At 55.3% G+C, this 21,754-nt stretch carries 19 protein-coding genes; 5 read left to right on the top strand and 14 right to left on the bottom strand.

Features of this window, described 5'->3' with window-relative positions; all coding sequences use genetic code 11:
* Positions 1 to 21: 21 nt before the first annotated feature.
* Entirely contained in the window at positions 22 to 1,128 is a 1,107-nt protein-coding gene (locus tag QYL91_RS01310) for an IS630 family transposase (protein ID WP_302081584.1), read from the bottom strand.
* Between the two features lie 242 nt (positions 1,129 to 1,370).
* Here QYL91_RS01310 and QYL91_RS01315 point away from each other — a divergent pair, with 242 nt between their 5' ends.
* Positions 1,371 to 2,726 (top strand): sulfatase family protein, encoded by a 1,356-nt coding sequence (locus QYL91_RS01315; protein WP_302081585.1) that lies wholly within the window; start codon positions 1,371 to 1,373, stop codon positions 2,724 to 2,726.
* Positions 2,727 to 2,771: 45 nt separating this feature from the next.
* On the opposite strand, the gene rfbB is transcribed toward QYL91_RS01315, so the two are convergent.
* From rfbB to QYL91_RS01345, 6 genes are all read right to left on the bottom strand, one after another.
* The gene (gene rfbB, locus QYL91_RS01320) at positions 2,772 to 3,695 is read right to left on the bottom strand and encodes a dTDP-glucose 4,6-dehydratase (RefSeq protein ID WP_302082887.1); all 924 of its coding nucleotides are present in this window, start codon (positions 3,693 to 3,695) and stop codon (positions 2,772 to 2,774) included.
* A gap of 52 nt (positions 3,696 to 3,747) precedes the next feature.
* The gene (locus QYL91_RS01325) at positions 3,748 to 3,930 is read right to left on the bottom strand and encodes a hypothetical protein (protein WP_302081586.1); all 183 of its coding nucleotides are present in this window, start codon (positions 3,928 to 3,930) and stop codon (positions 3,748 to 3,750) included.
* 2 nt (positions 3,931 to 3,932) lie between these two features.
* Positions 3,933 to 5,006 (bottom strand): glucose-1-phosphate thymidylyltransferase, encoded by a 1,074-nt coding sequence (locus tag QYL91_RS01330; RefSeq protein ID WP_302081587.1) that lies wholly within the window; start codon positions 5,004 to 5,006, stop codon positions 3,933 to 3,935.
* A 4-nt stretch (positions 5,007 to 5,010) separates the two neighbouring features.
* On the bottom strand, positions 5,011 to 5,481 hold the full coding sequence (locus tag QYL91_RS01335; RefSeq protein ID WP_302081588.1) for a dTDP-4-dehydrorhamnose 3,5-epimerase family protein: 471 nt from the start codon (positions 5,479 to 5,481) through the stop codon (positions 5,011 to 5,013).
* A 117-nt stretch (positions 5,482 to 5,598) separates the two neighbouring features.
* A complete protein-coding gene (locus QYL91_RS01340; RefSeq protein ID WP_302081589.1) occupies positions 5,599 to 6,507 on the bottom strand; it encodes a glycosyltransferase family 2 protein in 909 nt (302 codons plus the stop codon).
* A 121-nt stretch (positions 6,508 to 6,628) separates the two neighbouring features.
* Complete coding sequence (locus QYL91_RS01345; RefSeq protein ID WP_302081590.1) at positions 6,629 to 7,453, bottom strand: transposase; 825 nt, start codon at positions 7,451 to 7,453, stop codon at positions 6,629 to 6,631.
* A gap of 199 nt (positions 7,454 to 7,652) precedes the next feature.
* Between QYL91_RS01345 and QYL91_RS01350 the strand changes: the two genes are divergently transcribed.
* Positions 7,653 to 8,762 carry a DegT/DnrJ/EryC1/StrS family aminotransferase gene (locus QYL91_RS01350; protein ID WP_302081591.1) on the top strand — a complete coding sequence of 370 codons (1,110 nt, stop codon included), beginning with the start codon at positions 7,653 to 7,655 and terminating at the stop codon, positions 8,760 to 8,762.
* A 94-nt stretch (positions 8,763 to 8,856) separates the two neighbouring features.
* A complete protein-coding gene (locus QYL91_RS01355; protein ID WP_302081592.1) occupies positions 8,857 to 9,609 on the top strand; it encodes a class I SAM-dependent methyltransferase in 753 nt (250 codons plus the stop codon).
* Positions 9,610 to 9,638: 29 nt separating this feature from the next.
* On the opposite strand, the gene QYL91_RS01360 is transcribed toward QYL91_RS01355, so the two are convergent.
* The 5 genes from QYL91_RS01360 to QYL91_RS01380 form a co-directional block, all read right to left on the bottom strand.
* Positions 9,639 to 10,919, bottom strand: coding sequence for an alkaline phosphatase family protein (locus tag QYL91_RS01360; protein ID WP_302081593.1), 1,281 nt, complete (start codon positions 10,917 to 10,919; stop codon positions 9,639 to 9,641).
* 94 nt (positions 10,920 to 11,013) lie between these two features.
* Positions 11,014 to 12,210: a CgeB family protein gene (locus tag QYL91_RS01365; RefSeq protein ID WP_302081594.1), complete on the bottom strand. Its 1,197-nt coding sequence runs from the start codon at positions 12,208 to 12,210 to the stop codon at positions 11,014 to 11,016.
* Between the two features lie 7 nt (positions 12,211 to 12,217).
* Positions 12,218 to 12,472 carry a hypothetical protein gene (locus tag QYL91_RS01370; RefSeq protein ID WP_302081595.1) on the bottom strand — a complete coding sequence of 85 codons (255 nt, stop codon included), beginning with the start codon at positions 12,470 to 12,472 and terminating at the stop codon, positions 12,218 to 12,220.
* 326 nt (positions 12,473 to 12,798) lie between these two features.
* Positions 12,799 to 13,512 carry an O-methyltransferase gene (locus QYL91_RS01375; protein ID WP_302081596.1) on the bottom strand — a complete coding sequence of 238 codons (714 nt, stop codon included), beginning with the start codon at positions 13,510 to 13,512 and terminating at the stop codon, positions 12,799 to 12,801.
* Positions 13,513 to 13,755: 243 nt separating this feature from the next.
* Positions 13,756 to 14,751: a formyltransferase family protein gene (locus QYL91_RS01380; protein ID WP_302081597.1), complete on the bottom strand. Its 996-nt coding sequence runs from the start codon at positions 14,749 to 14,751 to the stop codon at positions 13,756 to 13,758.
* A gap of 68 nt (positions 14,752 to 14,819) precedes the next feature.
* On the opposite strand from QYL91_RS01380, the gene QYL91_RS01385 reads away from it, so the two are divergent.
* Positions 14,820 to 15,971: a sulfatase-like hydrolase/transferase gene (locus QYL91_RS01385; protein WP_302081598.1), complete on the top strand. Its 1,152-nt coding sequence runs from the start codon at positions 14,820 to 14,822 to the stop codon at positions 15,969 to 15,971.
* A 62-nt stretch (positions 15,972 to 16,033) separates the two neighbouring features.
* On the opposite strand, the gene QYL91_RS01390 is transcribed toward QYL91_RS01385, so the two are convergent.
* The gene (locus QYL91_RS01390; RefSeq protein ID WP_302081599.1) at positions 16,034 to 17,542 is read right to left on the bottom strand and encodes a flippase; all 1,509 of its coding nucleotides are present in this window, start codon (positions 17,540 to 17,542) and stop codon (positions 16,034 to 16,036) included.
* Between the two features lie 365 nt (positions 17,543 to 17,907).
* Between QYL91_RS01390 and QYL91_RS01395 the strand changes: the two genes are divergently transcribed.
* Positions 17,908 to 19,155, top strand: coding sequence for a nucleotide sugar dehydrogenase (locus QYL91_RS01395; RefSeq protein WP_302081600.1), 1,248 nt, complete (start codon positions 17,908 to 17,910; stop codon positions 19,153 to 19,155).
* A gap of 339 nt (positions 19,156 to 19,494) precedes the next feature.
* On the opposite strand, the gene QYL91_RS01405 is transcribed toward QYL91_RS01395, so the two are convergent.
* The gene (locus QYL91_RS01405) at positions 19,495 to 20,922 is read right to left on the bottom strand and encodes a hypothetical protein (protein ID WP_302081601.1); all 1,428 of its coding nucleotides are present in this window, start codon (positions 20,920 to 20,922) and stop codon (positions 19,495 to 19,497) included.
* Positions 20,923 to 21,754: the final 832 nt, after the last annotated feature.

The following is a 21,754-nucleotide window of genomic DNA, read 5'->3' on the forward strand; positions in this document are numbered from 1 at the left end:
GCCGCCTGAGAGGCATAGTGACTAGACTAACTTATTGAGATAGTTGTCAAGATGATTCTCGATCCACGAGGAGGCGAAGCTAAGTTGGTTGGTCAAATTTCCGAACAGTTCTGTGATTCGTCTTCGATACTCATCTCCACCTTCGACAATGAATGGCGAAGATTCCCACTTGAGACTCTTCCAAACTGGCTCGATCGGATTGAGATCGGGCGATCCCACTGGAAGAAATATCAAATCTATCCCGAGTTCGTGTGCTCGCTTGCGCGTGTACTTACACACGTGTGACGAGAAATTATCCAACACGAGCAGAATCCGCTTGCCAGGATTCTGCTCGCGGACCTTCTCGAAACACCCGCAAATCTTCTCTTTCTCCTGATTCGGTGGAAACGACAGGACACTCTCACCGTTGAGGGCGTAGAATCCAGCTGCTGGTGTGTCGATCTTCACCAACTTCCGCTCAATGTGTGGCTCATCAACCGTATACATCCGCTGAGAATTGTCCCACGGTTGTGGGTGAGAGATATCGAAGAATCCGACAACAGCGCCTCCGTCTGTTCGGATATCCTCGTCGCGGTCCCAGTCTTCGTCGTCAGTATCATCTTCGCGTTTGTTGTGAGGTTGCTCAAGAGCCTCCTCGTCGAACGCGTACCTGACGCGTTCGTCGAGGATTTCTTCGGCGTTCTCTGGTCGCTTAGGGCGTTTTGTTCGAGGAATGGCGTAGTGGAGGCCGAGTTTATCCAGAAACGTTGGGAGGTAATGTGGGTGATATTCGACATCGAACTCCTCGTTGAGAAGATGCTGAATCTCTTGTTTCTTCCAGGGCTGTCCCTCACGGAGGCGTGCAATGAGTTGTTCTTGTTCTGCTTCGTCGAGCTTCGGGGGCCTGCCGCCCCCGAAGTTCGGCGTCAGTTTTCCGAGTCCACCTTCGTTCCACCGTGTCACCCAGTTACTTGCCGTTCCTTGTGAGATCCCTATATCTTCGGCAGCAGTTGCCAGCGTTGCACCATTGTAGAGCCGTTTGAGAAAGGTGAGGCGTTTGTATTCCTTTATGTCGTCTGCCTCAGCCTGTAATCGGTCAAGTTCTCCCTCACTCAGATGTTTGACGACATTTCTCTCACGGCCAACCATACACCGTCCAACTCACGCCAGCTTCACAAAAGCTTCCCTGAGATACTAGCGGAGACCATCCCTGGAGAAATTCAATTAGCCCTTGCTGAGGGTACATATCCCTCCGATTGGTCGCCTGTTACGAGATAGTGGCGAAATTCATCGGGGCTAAACACGTACGTGAAATATATAGGAGATTCGGCCAATTCTTGGGTCTTTCCCGAGGCGAAACTTACTGGTAGCGCGGTCAGAAACACCACACTATGACAGGCGACCCGTCGGGTGGACAACCGAATATCTTACTGGTCACTATTGACTCTTTGCGGGCAGATCATGTGTATTCTAACGCCGCCGAGACGCCGTCGCTTGACAGACTCGTTGAGCGTGGACGTAGCTACAGCACAGCGTTTGCACAGGGCCCGTTCACGACGTTCTCAATGCCGTCGCTTTTTACTTCCCAGTATCCCAGCGACCTCCAGTATACCGAACTCACCGAAAGCACGATTGGAGTCTCTATCGGGGACAATCCGACGATAGGGACTGTCCTATGCGAGAATGGATACGAGACAGCGGGCTTTCATTCGAACCCTCTGTTGTCGAACCTGTTTGGCTTCGATCGCGGGTTTGATGTCTTCGACGCTCGTCTACCGATGGACGGTATTGACGCACTGTCGGGCCGTACAAAGGTCCTGGCAGACAAGCTCTTGCGCCTCGTCCGAAAGCACCCCTATCTCCCGGCAGAGAAGTTAACTCAAAGAGGTCTGGATTGGCTTGACAGCCGCGACGGCGACGAACCGTTTTTCCTCTGGTTGCACTATATGGACGTCCACGGACCCTACCAGCCCAAGTCTGGTAATTCCTACTGGAACAAGTACCGCGGCGAGCGACTATGGCGAAAGGCTGTCACCAGTCCAACCGAAATTACCGACGACGAGCGGGAGACGCTTCGGGCATGGTATCGCGAGGAGGTTACCTACACCGACCGCTGTCTCGGGCGGTTCCTTGACGGCCTCCGCGAGCGCGACCAGTTCGCCGACACCGTCGTCGCCGTCACGGCCGATCACGGCGAACAGTTCGGCGAACACGGAACGTACTCACACCCCCACCAGCTCTACGACGAACTACTTCACGTGCCGCTTGTGTTTGCTGGACCGGACTGCGACTCGACGACAGTTGACGAGATCGTCGAACTGACGGACATCGCACCAACGCTCGCGACAATGGCCGGCTCGTCAGTTCCTGACGCGTTTGTCGGCGATCCGCTACCCGGATTCGACGATCGTGGACACGAACCAGCGGACGACCGAACCTCGGGTGACGGGGTCGCCATCGCCGAAGCCAACCTCGTGCCCGACTACGCCGGTTGTGTGCGTACCGACCGGTGGAAGTACATTCGAGACGGCGACAGCGAACTCCTGTTCGACCTCTCAGCCGACCCGACCGAACAGACAGATATCGGCGACGACGAGGAAGCGCGGCGCGCGGAGCTCGCGGAGCACCTCGACGACCATCTCGCCGTTGACGGCCGGTCAGCAGGATCGGATGGGTCTGTCGCCACAGTCGATATCGACGGTCAGGGGACGGAAGAACGGTTGAAGGATCTGGGCTATCTGGAGTGAAAGGCAGTCCTTCGATGGCAAAAAGGACGACGCTGACCGCGTCGCTTACAGGTAATACTCGACTGTCTTATCCAGTCCGTCCTCAAACGACCACTCCGGTTGCCACCCGAGTGCGTCGGTCTTGGTGGTGTCGAGCGCGTACCGCTGGTCGTGGCCTGGACGGTCTTCCACAAACGTGATCTGGTCTTCGGTGCCGCCGACAGCGTCGAGAATCGCCCTAGTGACTCCAAGAACGCTCCGCTCGTCTCCGGACCCGACGTTGTAGATATTCCCAGGATCACCCTCACGAAGGACTATATCGAGGGCGCGACAGTTGTCCTCAACGTAAATCCACTCGCGGATATTGGTCCCGTCGCCATACACCGGAAGATCCGCACCTTCAGCGGCTTTCTGGATGAATTTCGGGATGAGCTTTTCCGCGTGTTGTCGGGGGCCGTAATTGTTGCAGGTGCGAGTGATGAGAACCGGAAGACCGTGCGTCATCTGGTAACTCATTGCGAGTAGGTCGGCACCAGCTTTCGTCGCAGCGTACGGATTTCTTGGCATCAGTCGGTCGTTCGCGCTGAACTCTCCGTCGATGACCTGACCGTATACCTCGTCAGTCGAGATCTGGAGGAAGCGGTCAATCTCGGCGTCAACGGCGGCTTCGAGCAGTGTCTGGGCACCCCCGACGTTCGTTCTGACGAACGACTGTGCGCCCTCGATCGCCCGGTCGACGTGTGATTCTGCTGCAAAGTTGACGATGGCGTCAACGTCCGTAACGAGTTCGGAAACCAGTTCGCGATCACAGATGTCCCCCTCGACAAACTGGTGGCGCGGGTGGTCAAGAACCCCATCAAGGTTCGACCGCGATCCAGCGTACGTCAATGCGTCGAGCGTGACGATTTCGTCATCATCGTGTTCGTATAATACATGCTGGACGAAGTTCGACCCGATGAACCCGGCACCGCCAGTGACGAGAATACGCATCATCACCGAGATTTGCGATACCTATTTACAATACTGTCGGAATGCGGTGCCGTTAGGACAGCTCGTATCGGCCTCGATTGTCGAGGAAATGGTCTCGTGCGTCGGCGGGGAGGTCCTCGAAGCGGAGCAATTCCCGGCAGTCGAGCCCGGGGCAGTTCATCACGCGATTCGCTTCGAGTTCGTTTGCGGCGATGATGGTGCCACATGCAGGACAGGTGAGTGTGATGATTCGCATTATTAGAGTTTGAGCTGGGAGTTCTCTCCGACGACAAGACGCCGCCCTTCGGGCAAGTGATCGTCCGCGCTCTCGACATTCGTGCACCGACCAAGCAGGCTGTCGACGATACGGCCCGAAGCTGTGAGAGTGGAGTCACCGATCACGACACTGTTCTCGATGTGGATCCCGTCGAGAGTCGAGTTCGGACCGAGTGAGGTGTAGGGGCCGACGTATGTCCCGCTTTTGACAACGGTGTCGTCGGCGATCGAGACGGGGCCACGGACGACGGCACCGTCTTCGATGACAGCCGACTCGGCAAGTTCTATCCGGCCCTTCGTTTCGGCCCCATCCTCGACGGTACCTCGACGCTCAAGCGTCGTCTCTTCAAGAACGAGACGGTTTGCTTCGAGAATGTCCTCCGGTTTCCCAGTGTCTTTCCACCAGCCAGTGACGACGTGTGAGTCGATCTCGTAGCCATCGTCGAGGAGGAGATGGATCGCATCCGTGATCTCGAGTTCGCCGCGCCACGACGGTTCGAGTCGCTCGATGGCGTCGAAGATGGCTGGCGAGAAAACGTACATCCCGATTAGCGCGAGGTCCGTCGGCGGGTCATCGGGTTTCTCAACGAGTCCCGTGACGTTCTGGTCGTCATCGATGTCAACGACGCCGAACTGTCCCGGATAGTCGACCGCCTGCAACGCGATCCCCGCCCCGTATTTTCCCGCTTCGAAGCTCTCGACGAGGTCCGAGATCCCCTCGTTGAGAATATTATCTCCCAGATACATGACGAAGTCGTCGCCGTTGACAAAATCCCGGGCACACCCGGCCGCGTGAGCGAGTCCAAGCGGATTCCCTTGCACAATATACGTAATGTCCACACCGTATTCCGAGCCATCACCGAGTAGTTCCTGAATCTCCTCGCGACCCTTGTTCCCGAGTACAACACCAATCTCGGTGATGTTCGCTTCCTTGAGGTCCTCGATCGCGTATTCGAGGACCGGTTTATTCGCGACTGGAACCAACTGTTTCGGACCGGTGTGTGTTATCGGGCGGAGCCGCGAGCCCGTCCCGCCCGAGAGAAGGACGCCTTTCATCTGTTCACCCACTTGCTTCTTCGTCCCAGTTCAAAGGGATTTCGTCTGTATCATAGGGGAGCCGTTCCTCGTCGGGGTTCTCGTAGTCGTAGAGGTTCGTCGGGAAGTTGACGAGCATCGCCGGCTCGTCGCCAATCGCTTTGAACCCGTGCCAACAGTCACCCGGAATGCGAACGACCGCTTGGTCGTGTTCACCGACAACGAGTGTGTCCAGTTCGCCGTCCGTGGGTGACCCGTCCCGATCGTCGTAGATCCCCACCTTGATCCGGCCTTTCGGACAGACGAAGTGGTCAACCTGCCCTCTGGTGTGACGGTGCCAGGCTCTGGTGATCCCCGGGTAGGTCATTGAGTAGTAGCTCATCGCCGGGTTGGAGTCGTATTCTTCCCAGTCTTCACGAAAGATCTCAACGAGATGGCCACGCTCGTCGGCGTTCACCTGGAGATCGCGGACTTCCACGTCGTGGATAGTAGGCATGAACGGTTAATCGATATCACACGACTTGAAGCTACTTATCGGCAGAATCGACTCCGTTCGGAACCCGGTGACTGCTCGCCCGGACCGCGAACCCGTGGGAGTTGATGTCGATCGCGACTACGGGTAGGGACCTTTGCCTGTTTTTCCTGCGAGTCCATCGAATGCACCTCTGAGGAGTGCAACCAGTCCGGCGAATTCCGCGTGATAGACCCGTCTCGCGGTCTGGTAGCACAGGTACCGGAGGATGTGTGGGTAAAACGATGCGCTGTCGACCAAGGTAGGGAAATTCCGGGCAAAGATGAACCGGTTTCGCATGTTGTAATACGAGCGGATTGGTGCGATGGAGCCACCGCTGGTATTGCTGACACCGTGATACACCCGTCCCGGAAGGTACGTTTTGATCGCAAAACCTGCACGGGTTATCCGGGTACAGTAATCTAGGTCCCCGTAGTACATGAAGTATTCCTCGGGGTATAGGCCGACCCTCTCGAACACGGCTGGCCGGATCAGTGCAGCGATAAACGGCACGTAGTCATTGTCGATGAGGTCGGAGCCTGCTTCGACGGGTGGATACTCGTAGTCCGGCGTCGCCGTCTCGTGCCGGATTACCCCGCGACGGAAGTGGCATTCCCTACCCTCCAGACCCGTGTACACCTGCGGCGTGAGTATGCCGATATCGGGGTCGGCCTCCATCGTCTCAACCAATCCTTCGAAGAGCTGGTCGGTCGAAAACGTAACGTCGTTGTTCACCATCATGACGTAATCGGCACTGCGTTCAGTCGCCCACCGAACGCCACGGTTGTGACCGGGACCGAATCCCAAGTTTTCATCCAGAAATAGTGTCGAGATTTCCGGAAACTCCTTTGCCAGCCTTCGACCGGAGTCGTCCATGGAGCCGTTGTCAACGAGTAACACCTCCAGATTCGGATACGTGACGCCAAGCAACGATTCGATACACTCTCGGGTATCTTCGTAATTATTCCAGTTCAGAACACTGCAGACAATATACGGCTCCGTTTCGCTCATGACGATACTCGACTGATGAATCCCGCTTCTCTTATAAGAACGGGTCGACGACCGACGAGTCATTCCATTGCGGGTTAAGGAATGGATTGATGTGCTCTGTTGAATAGATTCTGAGTTATGGTTAGAGCGGCTCACAAAGAGATTCTATGTTGATGATGGCGAACATGAGGACGATTTCACGGAACTGTCGATACCAGCCCAGCGCTCGCACGGCGTCGCCGAGCGAGAGCTTCGTTGTCGAGTAGGAGGTTTCCGCCATCCAGCGCTGAGAGTCCCCTTTTGACCGAATGAGCGCGTTATTCGCAGTTGCATTCAGTGACGAACCACGGTAGTGAACGAGGTTGTCGAGATCCAGTGCAGCAATCTCGTATTCAGTGTGCCAGTCTTGGAACCCGTTGTCAGCAGCCACTGAGAGCAGGTCGTCCGCTGGAACGCGGACGACCTGCGGGCCGGTCTTGGTATCGTGTTGCCAGCGTGCTGAGATATGTACATCGAGTACGGCAAGCGATTCCACATCGGTTAATTTCGTCACTTTCAGCGTCTGAACAGAGTTTCCAGAGCGTTGGCGGTAATACGATGACGAGATGCGGCGGTCGAAGAACGTGCTATCGAGTGCTGCATGATCGGACTGCGGGTGTTGCTGCGCTGAAACGCGCAGCAACGCCCGCCAGACCCACATCTTCAGCCGGTCAAAGGATTTGTAGATCGTCGTGTAGTCCGGGAGATCGTCTTGATCAAGATCAAGAGCGTCACGGAGTTCCGACATGTATTCCAGCCGATTCGGCGTTACACGGTAGCTGTGGTCTTCTTCGAGGCGAAAACAGTGCAAGACGACGTGAACCCAGCGGGCGAACCCGCCGCTGGCGGGCTCGCCCGCGTGCTTCCCTAACGCTTGTTTGGCTAGGTGCCGACACTGCTCAACGAAGTCGAGGATATCGATCTCCATAGGCAGAGTCGAATTCCTCGGCTTCACCCTTCTACTCGGTGGTATCTGCCGATTAGATCGCTATTCAACACGGCAGATTGATTAGTTCTCAAGGCTCGTATCGTCGCAACCCGCCCGCCGTAGAGACCGGAGATACACTCGAAGAAACCCACACACGCTGTTCGAAAACCTATTGAAACCGGACACCAAGTATTGCAACATGATTCCTGTCTCCCGTCCCGACGTCGGTATCGCCGAACTGAGAGAGATAGCAGAAGCGCTCGAGACGGGGTGGATCGGTTTCGGACCGAAGGTCGACGAGTTCGAATCCGAATTCGGGGACAGGTACGAGTATGAGAATGTCATCGCGACGAACGCCGGGACGTCCGCGCTGGACTTGGCGATCAAAGCCAGCGACCTATCAGGGACCGAGATACTGGTACCACCCATTACGTGGATTTCGACAGCGCACGTCGCGCGGTACAACGACTACGAAGTCGGCTTCGTTGACGTGGATCCGGAGACGCTGAACATGGATCCCAGCGTTCTGGCGGACCGAATTTCGGAGCAGACAGCCGCAGTGATCCCAGTACACTATGGCGGGCAACCGGTGGAGATTCCCGAGATTGTCGAAATCGCCCACGCACACGACGCTGTGGTCATCGAGGATGCGGCCCATGCCGTCGGCGCCACCTACGAGGACGAGTTCATCGGGACGACCGGCGACGTCGGGTGTTTCAGTTTCCAAGCGACGAAGCCGCTCACGACCGGCGAGGGCGGAGCACTCGTGACCGACGACGATGAACTGGCTAGGACAGCCCGACGGTTGAGCAAACTTGGGGTCGACAAGTCAACCCACGAACGGTCAGACGACGAGGGCTATGACTGGTATTACGAGGTGACCCACGTCGGGTACAAGTATTTCATGCACGACATCTCGGCGGCGATGGGGCTGGTCCAACTCGAACGCCAGCCCGATCTCAGGGCCAAACGGCACGCGGTCGCGGACCGTTACGACAACGCGTTCGAGCGAATCGAAGAGACGACGCCGTTGCGCACGAAAGACCACGTCACACACGCCAGATACAACTACACGATGCGCGTTCCGGCGACAGAGCGTGACGCCCTGATCGCACACCTGAACGAACGTGACATCGGGGCGAGCGTCCACTATATGCCGCTGTACAAACACCCGGTCTTCGAGAGACACGACCCCGACCTTCCGACGACAGAAACAGTCTGGGAGGAACTGGTCACCATCCCCATGTCCCCGACACTCACGCCCGCGGAAGTCGACAGCGTGATTTCGGCTGTCGAGTCCTACGAGTGACAATGGGTCGACGCAGTCACTCCCCACGGTCCGGCGTCGACGACCGGGCTCGGCCGTTTCGCGCCCGCCCGTCGGATGACCGAGGTGACAGTCGATGAGCGACATCATCGGTAAGATCCGAAAAGCCTACCGTTCAGGTGGACTGTCCACCGTCATCGCCAAGGGTTGTCCGTACCTGTACAATCAGTCGATTCGTCCCCGGTTGCCACGGAAGCAGACCACCTACAACGGTATCCCAGTCCGGGCGGCACGCTGGTTCGATTCGATCGTCCCGTGGACGATGTCACCGGAACGTCCACACTACGAGTCCGGGTTAATCGACGCTCTCCGGCGATACGTTACAACGGGGGAAACAGTGGTGATAGTCGGTGGCGGCTGGGGTGTGTCAGCCGTCGTCGCGGCAAAGCTGGTCGGCGAGAACGGGTCAGTAATCGTCTTCGAAGGGGGCGCGACGAAAGTGGAACACGTCAGGGAAACAGCCCGGTTGAACAATGTCGCCGACCGAATAACTGTCCACCATGCCATTGTCGGCGATAAAATCTCCCTCAACGCCCGGGGCGGCAGTCCTCGTCAGCTCCCCGCATCCGAACTCCCGTCTTGTGACGTCCTTGAACTGGACTGTGAGGGAGCAGAAATCTCGATTCTGGAAGATCTGTCGGTGCGGCCAGCCGTGATTAACGTCGAAACGCACGGGTTCTTGGGCGCGCCCGCAACAGATGTCGCCGACCGACTGGAGGCGCTGTCTTACGAAGTTGTCTCAAAGGTGGTCGCGGAACAGGACCAGGCGACCCTCGCCAGAGAACACGACATCTACGTCCTGACAGCCGTCGATATCTCCGACAGGTAGACGCCTTCACAGGGTCACTCCGTTGCGTGTCAGCTGTCCTGTTCTTTGACCATGTCGGCGTAGCCAAGGTTATAGAGACGGTCGGAAACCTCCCCGGCAACATCCTCGCGGTGTTCTCTGGTCACGGACAGGTCAACGTCACGGTAGTCGATCTCGCAGATCAACGCGTCGGCGACTGGTTCACCGACGTACGCTCGCGGGACCGGTCGCCCCGACAGCGCCACTAGCGTCGGCGTGATGTCCTCAAAGGCGATGTCAATCTTACCCCAGTCCCGGATGTCAGGTCCAGCCATAGCCCAAGCGGCCGGATTGCGGTGGCCACCGCTCAGTCTGTCCAAGTCCGACAGGTCGACCTCGGTCTCCGATTTCAGGAATCGATGATAGAGGCTTTTCAGTTGGAACGGGACCGAGACGTAGCTGTCGACCAGCGACCCCACCGCGTGGAGGCGACCGGACGCGGGGTCTTTCCGCGGGCCGAACCCATGGTCGCTGAAGACAACGAGATTCGCGTCCGGTTGCGTCTCACGGATCCACCCGACCAAGTCGTCTACCTTCCGATAACACTCCAAAATGGTGTCGCCGAACGCGGGGTCGTCCCGATCCATGTGGGCCCAGAATGCGTGCTGGACGATGTCCATCGTCTTCAACAACGAGTAGAGAACGTCGAGGTCTTTCGACTTGATCGCGTATTTCGTGAAGGCTATCCGCGCCTCCAGCACGTCGAACATGTCCTCGCGCAACGTCGCCAGGTCGATCTCGTTGTCTTCCAGCAGTGCGTCGTCCAGGAACCCGTAGGGACGGTCACCGTACCGAACATCGATCTGGTAGCCGAACTTGTCGAGTTCGGACTTCATCGACGAGGGGAAGACGATCTTGTCGGCGTCGGGTGGCGTGATCATACCCGCGATACAGAACCCGCCGTCTAACTCTAGCGGCGGCCAGATCGGAAGCGGGTTGATCAGACCGACGGCGAGGCCATCCTCCGAGAGGAGTTCCGGGTAGGTCTTGACTGCGATGTCGGTCGTGGTGATGAGCTTGCGGTGGTCGATGGCTTCCTTTCTGAATGGGTTTTCAGTGGAACCGGTATCCTGCTCGTTGGCAGTGACGAAGTCGGTCACACCGTGGCGGTCCGGCGAGACGCCGGTGAAGTGTGTCGTCCACTGAGTAGCCGAGATCAACGACGAGCAGTTCGCGCGGCCGAACGCGCCCGCTTCCTGGAGGGATCGAATGTTGGGGAGCTCACCAGCGTCTACCCAGCGCTCGCGCAGCGTGGGGTCCATGCCGTCAACGCCGAGAGCGATTGTTCGCATTACCTATCGATCCTCGCTCGGGTGTATAAATTTCGCGTTCGGAACCCGTAAGTGAATCTGATAATCCGGTACTGTCTCCTGCGGGAAAACGATTTTATTTAACCGGGTCACTCCAATGTGGCGTCGCTGCGTACTTTTCGATATACTTGGTGTCCACAACACCGTCAGGAACACCACCGTCGTTTGCGACAATGCTCACGAGTTGCTCCATACGCTGGTGATAGTTGTGGTCTCTCTTCGCTCGCTCGTGTCCCTGCTCTGCAATTCGGTTTCGTTTCTCGTCATTGTTGAGGTAGTATTCGACGGTATCTCGCATCTCTTCGGGAGTTTCGACCGAAACAATCTCGTCACCTTCCTCGTACCAGTCCGGGTCATAGGTATCTACGATCTGCATCGTCCCCGCCACTGGTATCTCGAACAGGCGCATGTTACCGCCGTAACCAGAGCACCGGTGATGAACGTTGAGTGAAATCTTGGAATTATATATCGCCTTGATCCGCTCTTTCCCCCACGCCTCGCCTCGATGATACTCAGCCAATGGTGTTTCGTCCCAGCCGGGGCCGTAGAGAGCCACATCAACGTCTGGTAACTGTTCGAAATACATCACACGGCGGGGATATGGCTGCCCGACGAAAGAGACATCAGCAGTGAACCGTTCGTCGGTCTCCTTTACGGCCTTGGCAAACGCTGGCGCACAGCCCGATACCGGAAGCTGGACCGCGTTGACCCCGAGCGCTCGCCACGCCTGGGTGCGGTGGCTGGTGTTCGTGAAAGCGAAGTCGTAGTATTTGACCGCTATTTCCCGCTCACAGGCGTTCGAATAGTCAAACGGACCGACACCACACGTCCCGGCAATCGTTGCCCCAGTGACTGCTTTGATCCGTTCGATCGTGTGGGGAAACAGCTGCGTGTATCCGCCGGTTATTAAGACCAACTCTGGGTCGGCCGCGATGGCATTCGAAACGATCCGCTCGTTTCTGGCCCTTATCTCAGGGTTCAGCCGCTGTGGGATCGATCTGGATCCTTTCCGATACGCGGCAAACCCCAGCGAGGTCAGCCCTTTCAGCTTGCGATCGAATGCCGCACGCCGCTGTGGTGACACCAACTGACTGTCGGTATAACGCTCAACGGTGACTTGGTGGCCGTTGTCACGAAGTGCCTCGACCCAGAAATGCTGGGACTGCGTCGTGGGCAGTTCTGGCACTTCGTCGCTCCCGCTCACTTCATTCAAATAAAAGTCGTTCTCCGAAAGTCGATTCATTCCCGTGCGGGTGATCAGAAGTATGTTCACTGTTGGATCAGGGCTCCTGAGGTGTTATTCCGTTACGTACTGCAACCGAGTAGAACACCATCAAGCTTTTCTCACTACGTGGCTTCGGTGGCCAAATCGCATCGAATTTATTAATATTTTGAGTGTTAACTGAATGTTCCATCTGTTGGTCTATTTTTGCAGCGATAAATATATTTCCGGACTTGTCTGGTATCGATTCGAGATCCCACACCTCGAAAAGGATGTTGAGTTTGAAATATCGAATTATGGAATTCTTGACCATTCTGGGCTAACTTCTGGTTGGTATTGTATTAAACATTTAACTATCGCATAAATAGTCAACTGTATCCAGCGTTGCTAGTCGCCATTACCAATTAGCTCGATGACGATTTCTACGACCGGGTTTAAATTGCTACATTTCAAACCAGTGTTAGACAACGATCGACTGGACACTAACACCCTATCTCAGAGCCTTTCAGCTCCGCCGTGAATCTACAGAAAACCAGGTGACGAAGCGCTCAAACATGCTCTTGACGCCCCCTCTGAAATCAACAACGGCCTTCACAAGAGCGAACAACCTTACCCCATTTGGCAGATCTCCGACCGTCCTCATCCCAACTTTCGATAAATACGCCTGCCAGCGGGGAAAACAATATTTTGCCATAGAGCTAATACCCACTGCTGGATTTGACTTCTATTTTCAGGATTATGTATGTTACGTATCTCTTGTATTAGTATCTGTTTTTCACTCTGTGGGACTGCAATAATGTGCCCTTCAAACACTACTACATGATACGAATCAGAAATATCCTCAATAGCATGTATTATGTCCTGAATAGTTGGAAACTCATCTGGAGGGAACGGACGAGGTGGTGGCTGTAAGAAATGTATAACATCGTCAATGATGATAATGTGTTCGCCAGATGAGTGTTTAGAAAGTTGTTCTAATTCCGCAAGAAGAGGATTGATATCTTCAATATCATCGCTGACTTCGAAGTTATCTTTAGCCTTTTCAACACCATACCCACAATGAGCATCTAAATAGAACGTTGCTGGCGAGTTAAGAGTAGGTAGGATTTGAGACAAAATCTCTGCTGAATCTCCATGTCTGAATTCAATATTATCTGCATCTGTATTCTCTTGTGCTTCATTTAATAACCCGCGATCAATTTCTATTGTTACTACTTCCTCAAAATTTTGGCTTGCCCATCTAGCGGTTACACCATATAGTGTTCCAGTTTCAATAAATTTCTCAACCGACTTTGATCCACTTATAGATAAGATTACTTCAGCTAAGTTAGGGCCAAAGTTCTGACCGGTCATTAATAAGTGGGCCTTCTCCAGAACTATGAATAAGACTTTTGAATTCGTCTTCAGTTTAGTTCTTTGTGGTCGGTTACATGACAGTAGAAGCAGTTTCTGGAGGGTTTTCTATGTCACACTGATGAACAGATCAAGAAGGGGCAATGGTGAGTCCCCGAGGTAGTCATCCGGTCGATTAAAGAAAATGGGCGTGAATTCAAAAGATAGGTATTCCACACAGAATCTTCCAATTAGAGGCCAGTATTAGTTACGCTTAATTACATACCTGTATATATTTCTGAATAAATCTTTCAGAATAAATTTGGTTGCGAATCCGAACTGTTCGCGGGTACTCACGGGATAGTAGTCCCCCAGTTCAGTGGGGCCGTACGATTCTAGCGCGTTCTGTTGCACTCGTTCGAGGCCTTCGGGGAGCATATCGATCTTGAGATCGGCAATCTCGCTCATGAGATCGTCGTACGTGTGAACGTCTGCAGTTGTAGACGAGAAGAGAACTACCTCCCCGCCGTCGATAGTGTCTGTCAACCGCTGTAACGTCACGGTAATCTCGTCGTCCCCGTTCACGAACATGAGGGTAGGGCCCAGCCCCCGATACGTGCGAATATCGGCCGGATGGAAGCTCAACACGCCGTACTCCGTAGCCGTCAGTATGTCGCCGGTGACGAGTCCGAACCCGAACCGGACGATGACGTCCGTCTTTTCTTCGAACGAACTGACGACCTCCGACGGGAAAGTCACCCAGTTCTCGTCCATTTCGGTCGGCTGGCAGTACTCCAGCTCCGCCCGGTCGAAGACCGACAGCTTCTCAACCGGTTTCCGTTCGTGATGCGAGTGAAACCGGGGGTTTCCGAACAGTCGTCGCATCAGCCTGCGTTCGAAATTGATGAGCGACCACCCTCCGTGTTCCCAGAGCGATCTGCACTTCCGAGCGAGTCTCCCACTCAGAGACGACCTAGACCGCTCCCGGGAGGCCGACTCGTCGTCGAGTTCGCGACTGTCCACGACGACGTAGCTGATCTCGGCGTTCATCTCTGTGAGGGCCGCCCGGAGTGCCTCAGCACGGTAGGCTTCGACGTACGGGTCGGTGAGAACACCGATACGAACCCCTTCGGAACTCACTACACGGCACCTCCCGGAGGACGGTGAATATAGGTTTCGATATGCGCCACTTCGGTCGCTCTTGTACCAACGAGACCACAGGTGAAGTGGTGCTGTGATCTCTGTATTGACCGGCCCCACATCGTTCCACGCGGACTACTTCGTGACCGCTTATACACGCTTATTATTTCCCGTCACGACGAGGAGATATGATCGGCGATTCGCTTCGGGCGCTCCCCGAGGTCGACAACGTCTTCATCTACGTCGCGGATTCCCTGCGATACGACTCGCTTCCCGAATCAGTGAGCGAACGCGGCGTGTCCGTCAAAACGGTCGCGCCGGCGCTCGCCACGTACATGAGTATGCCATCGATAGTCACCGGCCTGTCACCGCGCCATCACGGTGTCCGCAGCTGGGGCGGCAAGATCCCGAAACAGCGCGACTTCCTCCACGACCCCGACGTCGAGACGGCCTATCCCGGCGACCCTGACGACGTCCACCACGAGATGTTACGCATGGACGAGGCGCGGGACCTCGACAACCTCGATTCGCCCTGGTTTTGCTACGTCCACTCGTATCTCTCGCATCTCCCCTACGAGATCGACGACCTGGAGGAGTTCGTCGCCGAGACCGCCGGCGACGTTGAGCGCACCCGGGAGCTGTACGATCGCGCGGTCGAGAGTGTCGCCGCGGATTTCAAGGAGCACTACCGGGCCGTCCGAGAGCGGGACGAACTGGAGGAGACCCTGTTCGTCTTCACGGGCGACCACGGCGAGTATCTGGGCGAGAGCGGACTCGTCGGTCACTCCTCGCCGATACGGCCCGAGGGCGTCTACGTCCCGACCGTGTTCATCCATCCGGATCTTCCGGACGCCCAGGCGGACGGTATCGTCCGGAGCGTCGACATCTATCCGACTGTGGTGAGCGCGACCGGGGACTCGGCGCCGGAGCGGATCGACGGGACGGACCTGTTCGCCAGCCAGCCCGAGTACGGCTACACGGACGCGCTGGCGAAACTGAACAACGAGACGGCGCTGTGGGACGCCGCCAGTGTCTGGGACGAAGGGGGTGGGTACGTCCAGGTCGATTCAGGGCTGGGCAAGCGACTCGCCACGGTGGCGGGCAAGGTCGGCAAGCCGTCGGGCTGGCAGGCGAAACATCTCCGGCGACGACCGCAGGACATCCCGGCATTCGCCCGCCACTACCTGCGCGGCTGGCAGACGTTCGGGACACCAGCAGTCACCGAACAGCGGGCGCGGCAGTTGCTCGCGGAGTACCGCGACCAGACCCCTGTCGAACCGGAACGGGAGGAGCTGACGGAAGCTCAGCGGGAGAACTTACAGGAACTTGGATACCTGTAACTCGAACCGGATAGGCTGTCGGTCAACAGGCAATGCAACCGGTAAGATGCCTTCCATGCCGGTCACCGCCTTGACTCGTATTTCGCACGGAGGGCTGTGAGAAACTGTTTGTCGATCTCTTCCAGACCGAGCAGATAGAGCGCCCCTCCAAAGACGAGCGAGCCGAAAATCGCCCCCACGGCGACAGCGGGGCCCGTTGGTAGAAGCTGCCGGACCGCGAGCAGCGTAGTGATCGTTACTCCGCCCGCGAGTATCGGCTTCAGAAACGCCACAGAATACGGGAATAATCCCTCAAGGTACCAAATTTCCACCACTCGTACCTGATTTATTAATATTCTTGTTGTAGCTGTTGCAATAGCCGCACCGAGAATATCGAACTGAAGTATGAGAATGTAGTTCAAGACTATATTCAGGGCAGCAAGTAGGAACTGGTTGATCAAAAGCAGATACTGGTGGTCGGTCATCATTAACACGTAGCCACTTGGTCCGGCCGCGGACCTGACTAGATAGCCAGCGGAGAGTACCACCACAGACGCGCCACCGATGAGGAACGAGGCGCCAAATAGCGAGAGGATCGTCTCTCGATAAACCGCAATTCCGATCGCCGGAAGAAGTGTGATGATCAGTCCCCATCGCGAAGCGGTACCGTAAATTGACTGTATCTGATCGAAATCTCCTGCTTTGTAGAGCCGTGAAATGATCGGTGGGACGAGTTGATTGATACCACGCAGGGGAAACAAAAGCACCCCAGACAGTAGCACAGCGATGTTGTAGATGCCAACGTCCGGGCCGGTAAGCAGGAACCCGATCATAAGAATGTCGATCCGCGTGACAATCAACCCTCCCACGTCTTTTATCGCGAGTGGAAACGAGAAATTATAGTGGGGGCGTAGCCGAGTGCGATAGCCCTCTATTGTCGGGTAAACTCCGGATCTCGATATTAGAAGGTAGCCCGTATAGGCGAAAATCAGCAGCACAGTGACTGCGATCGCGGCTACGACTCCGATCAGTGTCGCACCGATCAGTATGGCGATTCCCGTCGTGAGTAACTTGATGATCGGATTGAGGATGTCCCGGACGAAGACTTGGTACTCCAGACGCTCTTGGCTCCGGAAGACGCTCAGAATCACGTCGGTCAATGCGTGAAATGGAACGAGAACAGCGAATATCCGGACTACGTCCGTAAACAGCGGCGAGTTGAGTGTCCGCTCCGAGAGAACGGGAGCTAACCAAAAGAGCACGGCCGCAATAGCGCTACTCCCCACCAGTGCCGTTACGACCGAGATGAATAAGGTGACACTTCCGTTTCCTTCTCCCTCAGTCTCTGTTGGCAAAAATCGAAGGATGGCCCGGTCCGATCCGAGCGTCCCGAAGTCCGCCAGTATCGTCAGTATCGTGTAACTGAACGCATACACCCCATACATAGCGGCCCCCAGAGACTGGGTGAGGACGACATTCAGGACGAAACCGAGCGCTTTCGAGAATCCCGAGCCGGCTATGAAGACGACTGCGCCTCGCGAAAGTGACTGGAGCGATTCGACCAGTGAGTCCTGATCCGACTGTGATACCATCTGTAACGGGCTCAGAGGTACCCGAGTGCTTCAACGTGATCACGTTTCTCGGAGGAGTTTTGTCCCATGAGATCCACTGTGGTGTCGATCCTGCTCTCTCCAAAGGCCTGAACGATGGATATGTGTTTGATTATTTCAGTGCGCGCCCCCGGCGCGAAAGCGATAATCGTCACTAAAGAAACACTCGGTTAATCACTTTCAAATCATTTAATATTCACACATACAGCTGGGGCTGTACGAGACATCGTTCCAATGAAGAGGGAGCATGTGCTGTATACGTCCCCATAGAACTGATTGGATGCTAATAAGCGTATCCATGACCCAATTGACTATGTTTATACCTGTCGCGCTTTGTCATCAGATTCATGGAAGGGCTTGCGGTCTTCGGTCTTGGTTATGTCGGTCGAGAGGTCGCTGCTCTCGCTCTCGATCGTGGTATCGACGTGTATGGGGTTGACATTGACGAATCGGTCGTTGCTGCGGTCGAATCTGATTCACGTTTCACAACCGCTCCGGGCACGATTCAGGTGTCGACAGATGGGGACAGTGTGATAGACAACGTGCAATTTGTCGTCATCGCAGTCCCTACTCCCTTATCTTCGAAATCTCTCGTCGATTTGACGCCGCTCAAATCGGTGTGCCGGGATATTGCTGATCAAGTCACGTCACGCGATACGCCACTTTCGGTTGTGGTGGAATCGACGATCCCACCGGGAACGGTCTCTGACGTCGTGATACCGATATTCGAGTCCCAGAACCTAACCATCGGCGAGGACGTGTATATTGCACACGCACCGGAACGGATCGACCCCGGGAACAACGAGTGGCCGATCGAATCACTTCCCAGAGTCGTCGGAGCAGTGTCCGAAGACGGCGCGAACGCGATCGTAGGATTCTACGAACGGTTGCTTGATGCCGAGGTACACCGGGTCGAGAATCCATCAGTTGCAGCAGCTTCGAAGATCATCGAGAACACGTATCGAGATATCAATATTGCCTACGTCAACGAAATCGCCCTCACCCTAGATCAGCTCGATATCGACGTCGAGGATGCGCTGGATGCCGCGGAAACAAAGCCGTTCGGATTCACCCGATTCTCACCCGGCGCGGGGGTCGGGGGGCACTGTATCCCGATCGATCCGTACTTTCTTATCGAAAAGGCCAGCGACAACGGCTTTGAGAACCGATTTCTGAACACAGCACGGGACATCAACAACCGTATGCCGAAATACGTCGCCCAGAAAACGATTCGGTCGCTCATTCAGGAGGAAACTCTTCCACAGAATGCGAAAGGATTGCTTCTCGGAAAAGCGTTCAAACCCGGTGTCGAAGATACCCGCAACAGCCCGTATTTCAAGATTCGAGACGAGTTGAAATCGTACGACATGGCGATCGAGACCTACGACCCACAACTCCCGAGTGAATCGACGGCCGACAGTGTTTATACGAACGCCGACGTGGCGGTTCTCGTCACTGCCCATCCGGAGTTTCGCAATATCGATTTCGATCATCTCGCAGAGAACAATACCAGACTGTTAGTCGACGGGAGAAACATCTACAACCCAGCAGCAGTCGAGGAGGCGGGAATCACATATGTTGGAATGGGAAGATAAGATTCCTCCATTCGAAATTAAAATATCTATATCTGATTAAAATAGATGTTAGGTGTTAGTACGAGTAGATGAGTGTACACTTGTGATATATGATTGCAGAATGGCGTATTTGTGTCGCATAAATTCACTCGCTTCACTGCTTGAGTTGTTTCGCTTGCTCGCTAAGCCGAAGTCGGCGAGCCAAATCTAGCGTTCCAAGACGGTAACTGCGGCTATGCAGACTGTGTTATCGTGCTGATTCGCGGTTTCCGAGAGTACCTGAACTTTCACGTACTGATGGTTGCTAGACGGACTCCAAGAGATGCACGGTATCGTCGTTCGGCGAAGTCACGCGCGTCCTTACTTGGCAATCGAAGCGCGACGGCGAACCATGTAGTGGGAAAAATATCTGACGGTGTAAAAGACGAATGCAAAAATAATTGTCCGCATAAGCAGTGCCCGGGTCGTCCGAGTGTTCACTGACCAAAGACTGTACATGTACCACACGTTGGTGGCGTGGAAAGCTACAACCCACATGTTATCCGTATGGTCGTCCAAGAGTTCTGTCCAGATTCGAAAAATAACCCCCATTATAATGATCCCGACAACGATTCCAATGAGATGGAAGTTCAGATACCAAGATCCGAATGCGCCGAGGGACGCTGTCGTGTTCTCACCAATGAACCGAGCAAGTTCTGGCGGGATATTATTTTTGAGGAGAATATTCGTGTAGTAGCCACCGGCGAAGTAGGTGTCTCCACCGCCGACTGTCTGCGGAAGCAGTTTACCAATAAACGCCGGATATTGCCGGCCGAAAAGCAGATCTACTTCTCCCGCATTAACGAAGTATATGACCGTGACGAACGACTCGAACGGTGAGAGCCGTGCGATAACGTTGTTAGCAAATAGCGACGGAAACGTAATGATCATTCTGACAAACGACTCCTGAATACGTTCGAGTAGCGGGAGCGTCGAGCGAAGTCGATACTGTTTCCCGAAGATTGCAATCGCCACGAAGACAGTACCGAACTGAACGATGTGCAGGAGTTTTAGCTTCCGATACAGGAAATGATAGCACACCATCAACCCGAGGACGGGAACGATAACGTACGAGAGGTGGCCGTCCAGTAACAATACAGCGATGGTCCCGAGCGCCGCGGCGGTGGGCCAGCCTAGCACGCCCTTATCGTATACACCGACAACGAACAAAAGCGGCAAGAGCGCGTAGAGAAAATTTCGAGCGACAACAAAGAGAGGACCACTGAACTCTAATCCGAGAAACGCCAGCGTCACTCCGAACAGCAAGAAGGGGATCAGGACGTATTTCGCCAACGTTTGCTCGGTCTTGGTGGTGGTTGGCGGATCAGGGACCCTCGCAGCGAGAGTAGGCCCGAGTTGCGAATAGAACGTTATAATGAACAGTAAGTTCGCGCACGCAACGATCACCAGAGCTCTGAGGATCAGCGCTTTCGGGAGCGGCGCCGGGAAATACAGTCCCAAAATAAAGGGATTGCTCCCGTGGGTCCGGAAGAACAGTAACAGTGCGTTCAGTGCCGTCATCGAGAAGAAGATCGCGATCCCCATATCGGGATAGAGCGGAACGAAATCGCCCCGACGCTTGGCCTGCGCGTAATAGAAGAGCGTGTTTATCGACAGAATGACGGCGGCTGTGAAGACGGTTGCGACAGTCACCATGTTGGTCTTCGCCAGCAAGGCACCTCCGAGCGCAACCAGACTCGCGAGCGACAGGGCGAGAAGGAGTCGCCGTACCTGTATATTGTCAGTCATTTTCGACTCTGTCCGAGCCGGACTCATTCGCTTCCGTGCGTCAAGTAGTAGTGGTTTGCGTATTTAAACCCGGTGAGTGTCGCCTGCTTAAAAGCGGCAGTCATGATCTCGCGTTGACGGCATCCGTGGTACATGTCAGGAATAGCTGACCGGTAGATTGAACCGGCCCGGTACACGAACGGAACAGTAATCGATTTCGAACAATGGAGACCGACAGCCCGTTCCGGGATCCAGCGTTTCGAGAGTACATTCTGTCCCGTTACACTCTCGGTCTCCTACTGCTCTTGGTCGTTCCGTTCGCGTTGAACTGGCGGTTAGTGCTGGTGGCACCACGGAACCAAGTTCACCACTGCTGTGACTTTCCGATCTATCACTATCCGGCGTACCTCGAGGGGCAAGCGTGGCTGAGCACAGGTACGTTCCCGCAGTGGTTCCCCCCTGGGAACCTCGGGAGAAACATCTGGTAGCCGACCCGCCACGCGGGTTCCTGTATCCGCCAAACTGGCTAGTCTATGGCGTCGAAAGCTTCACCGGACCCGACTCTACCTCCGCGTCGTGTATGCTTTCCTTGTCGCCCACGTCGTCGTCGGTGGGATCGCGACGGCGCTATTCGCGCGGTCGTTCGCCGGCCTGGAGTGGCGATTCGCCATCTATCCGGGCTAACTTTCGAGACCGCGGGATTCATCAATGTGTACATCGTCGGTCCGCCGCATATTATCGGATTTACGCTGGCGCCGGCAGTACTGTACGCGTGGCACCGGAGTCTGCAACGTGACGACGTGCGGTTCACCGGCGTCGCGTCAAAAACGCACGCGGAGTCAGACAGGCGGTG

Origin of the sequence: Salinibaculum rarum, assembly GCF_030505615.1 — an archaeon.
In the GTDB taxonomy this organism is placed as follows: domain Archaea; phylum Halobacteriota; class Halobacteria; order Halobacteriales; family Haloarculaceae; genus Salinibaculum; species Salinibaculum rarum.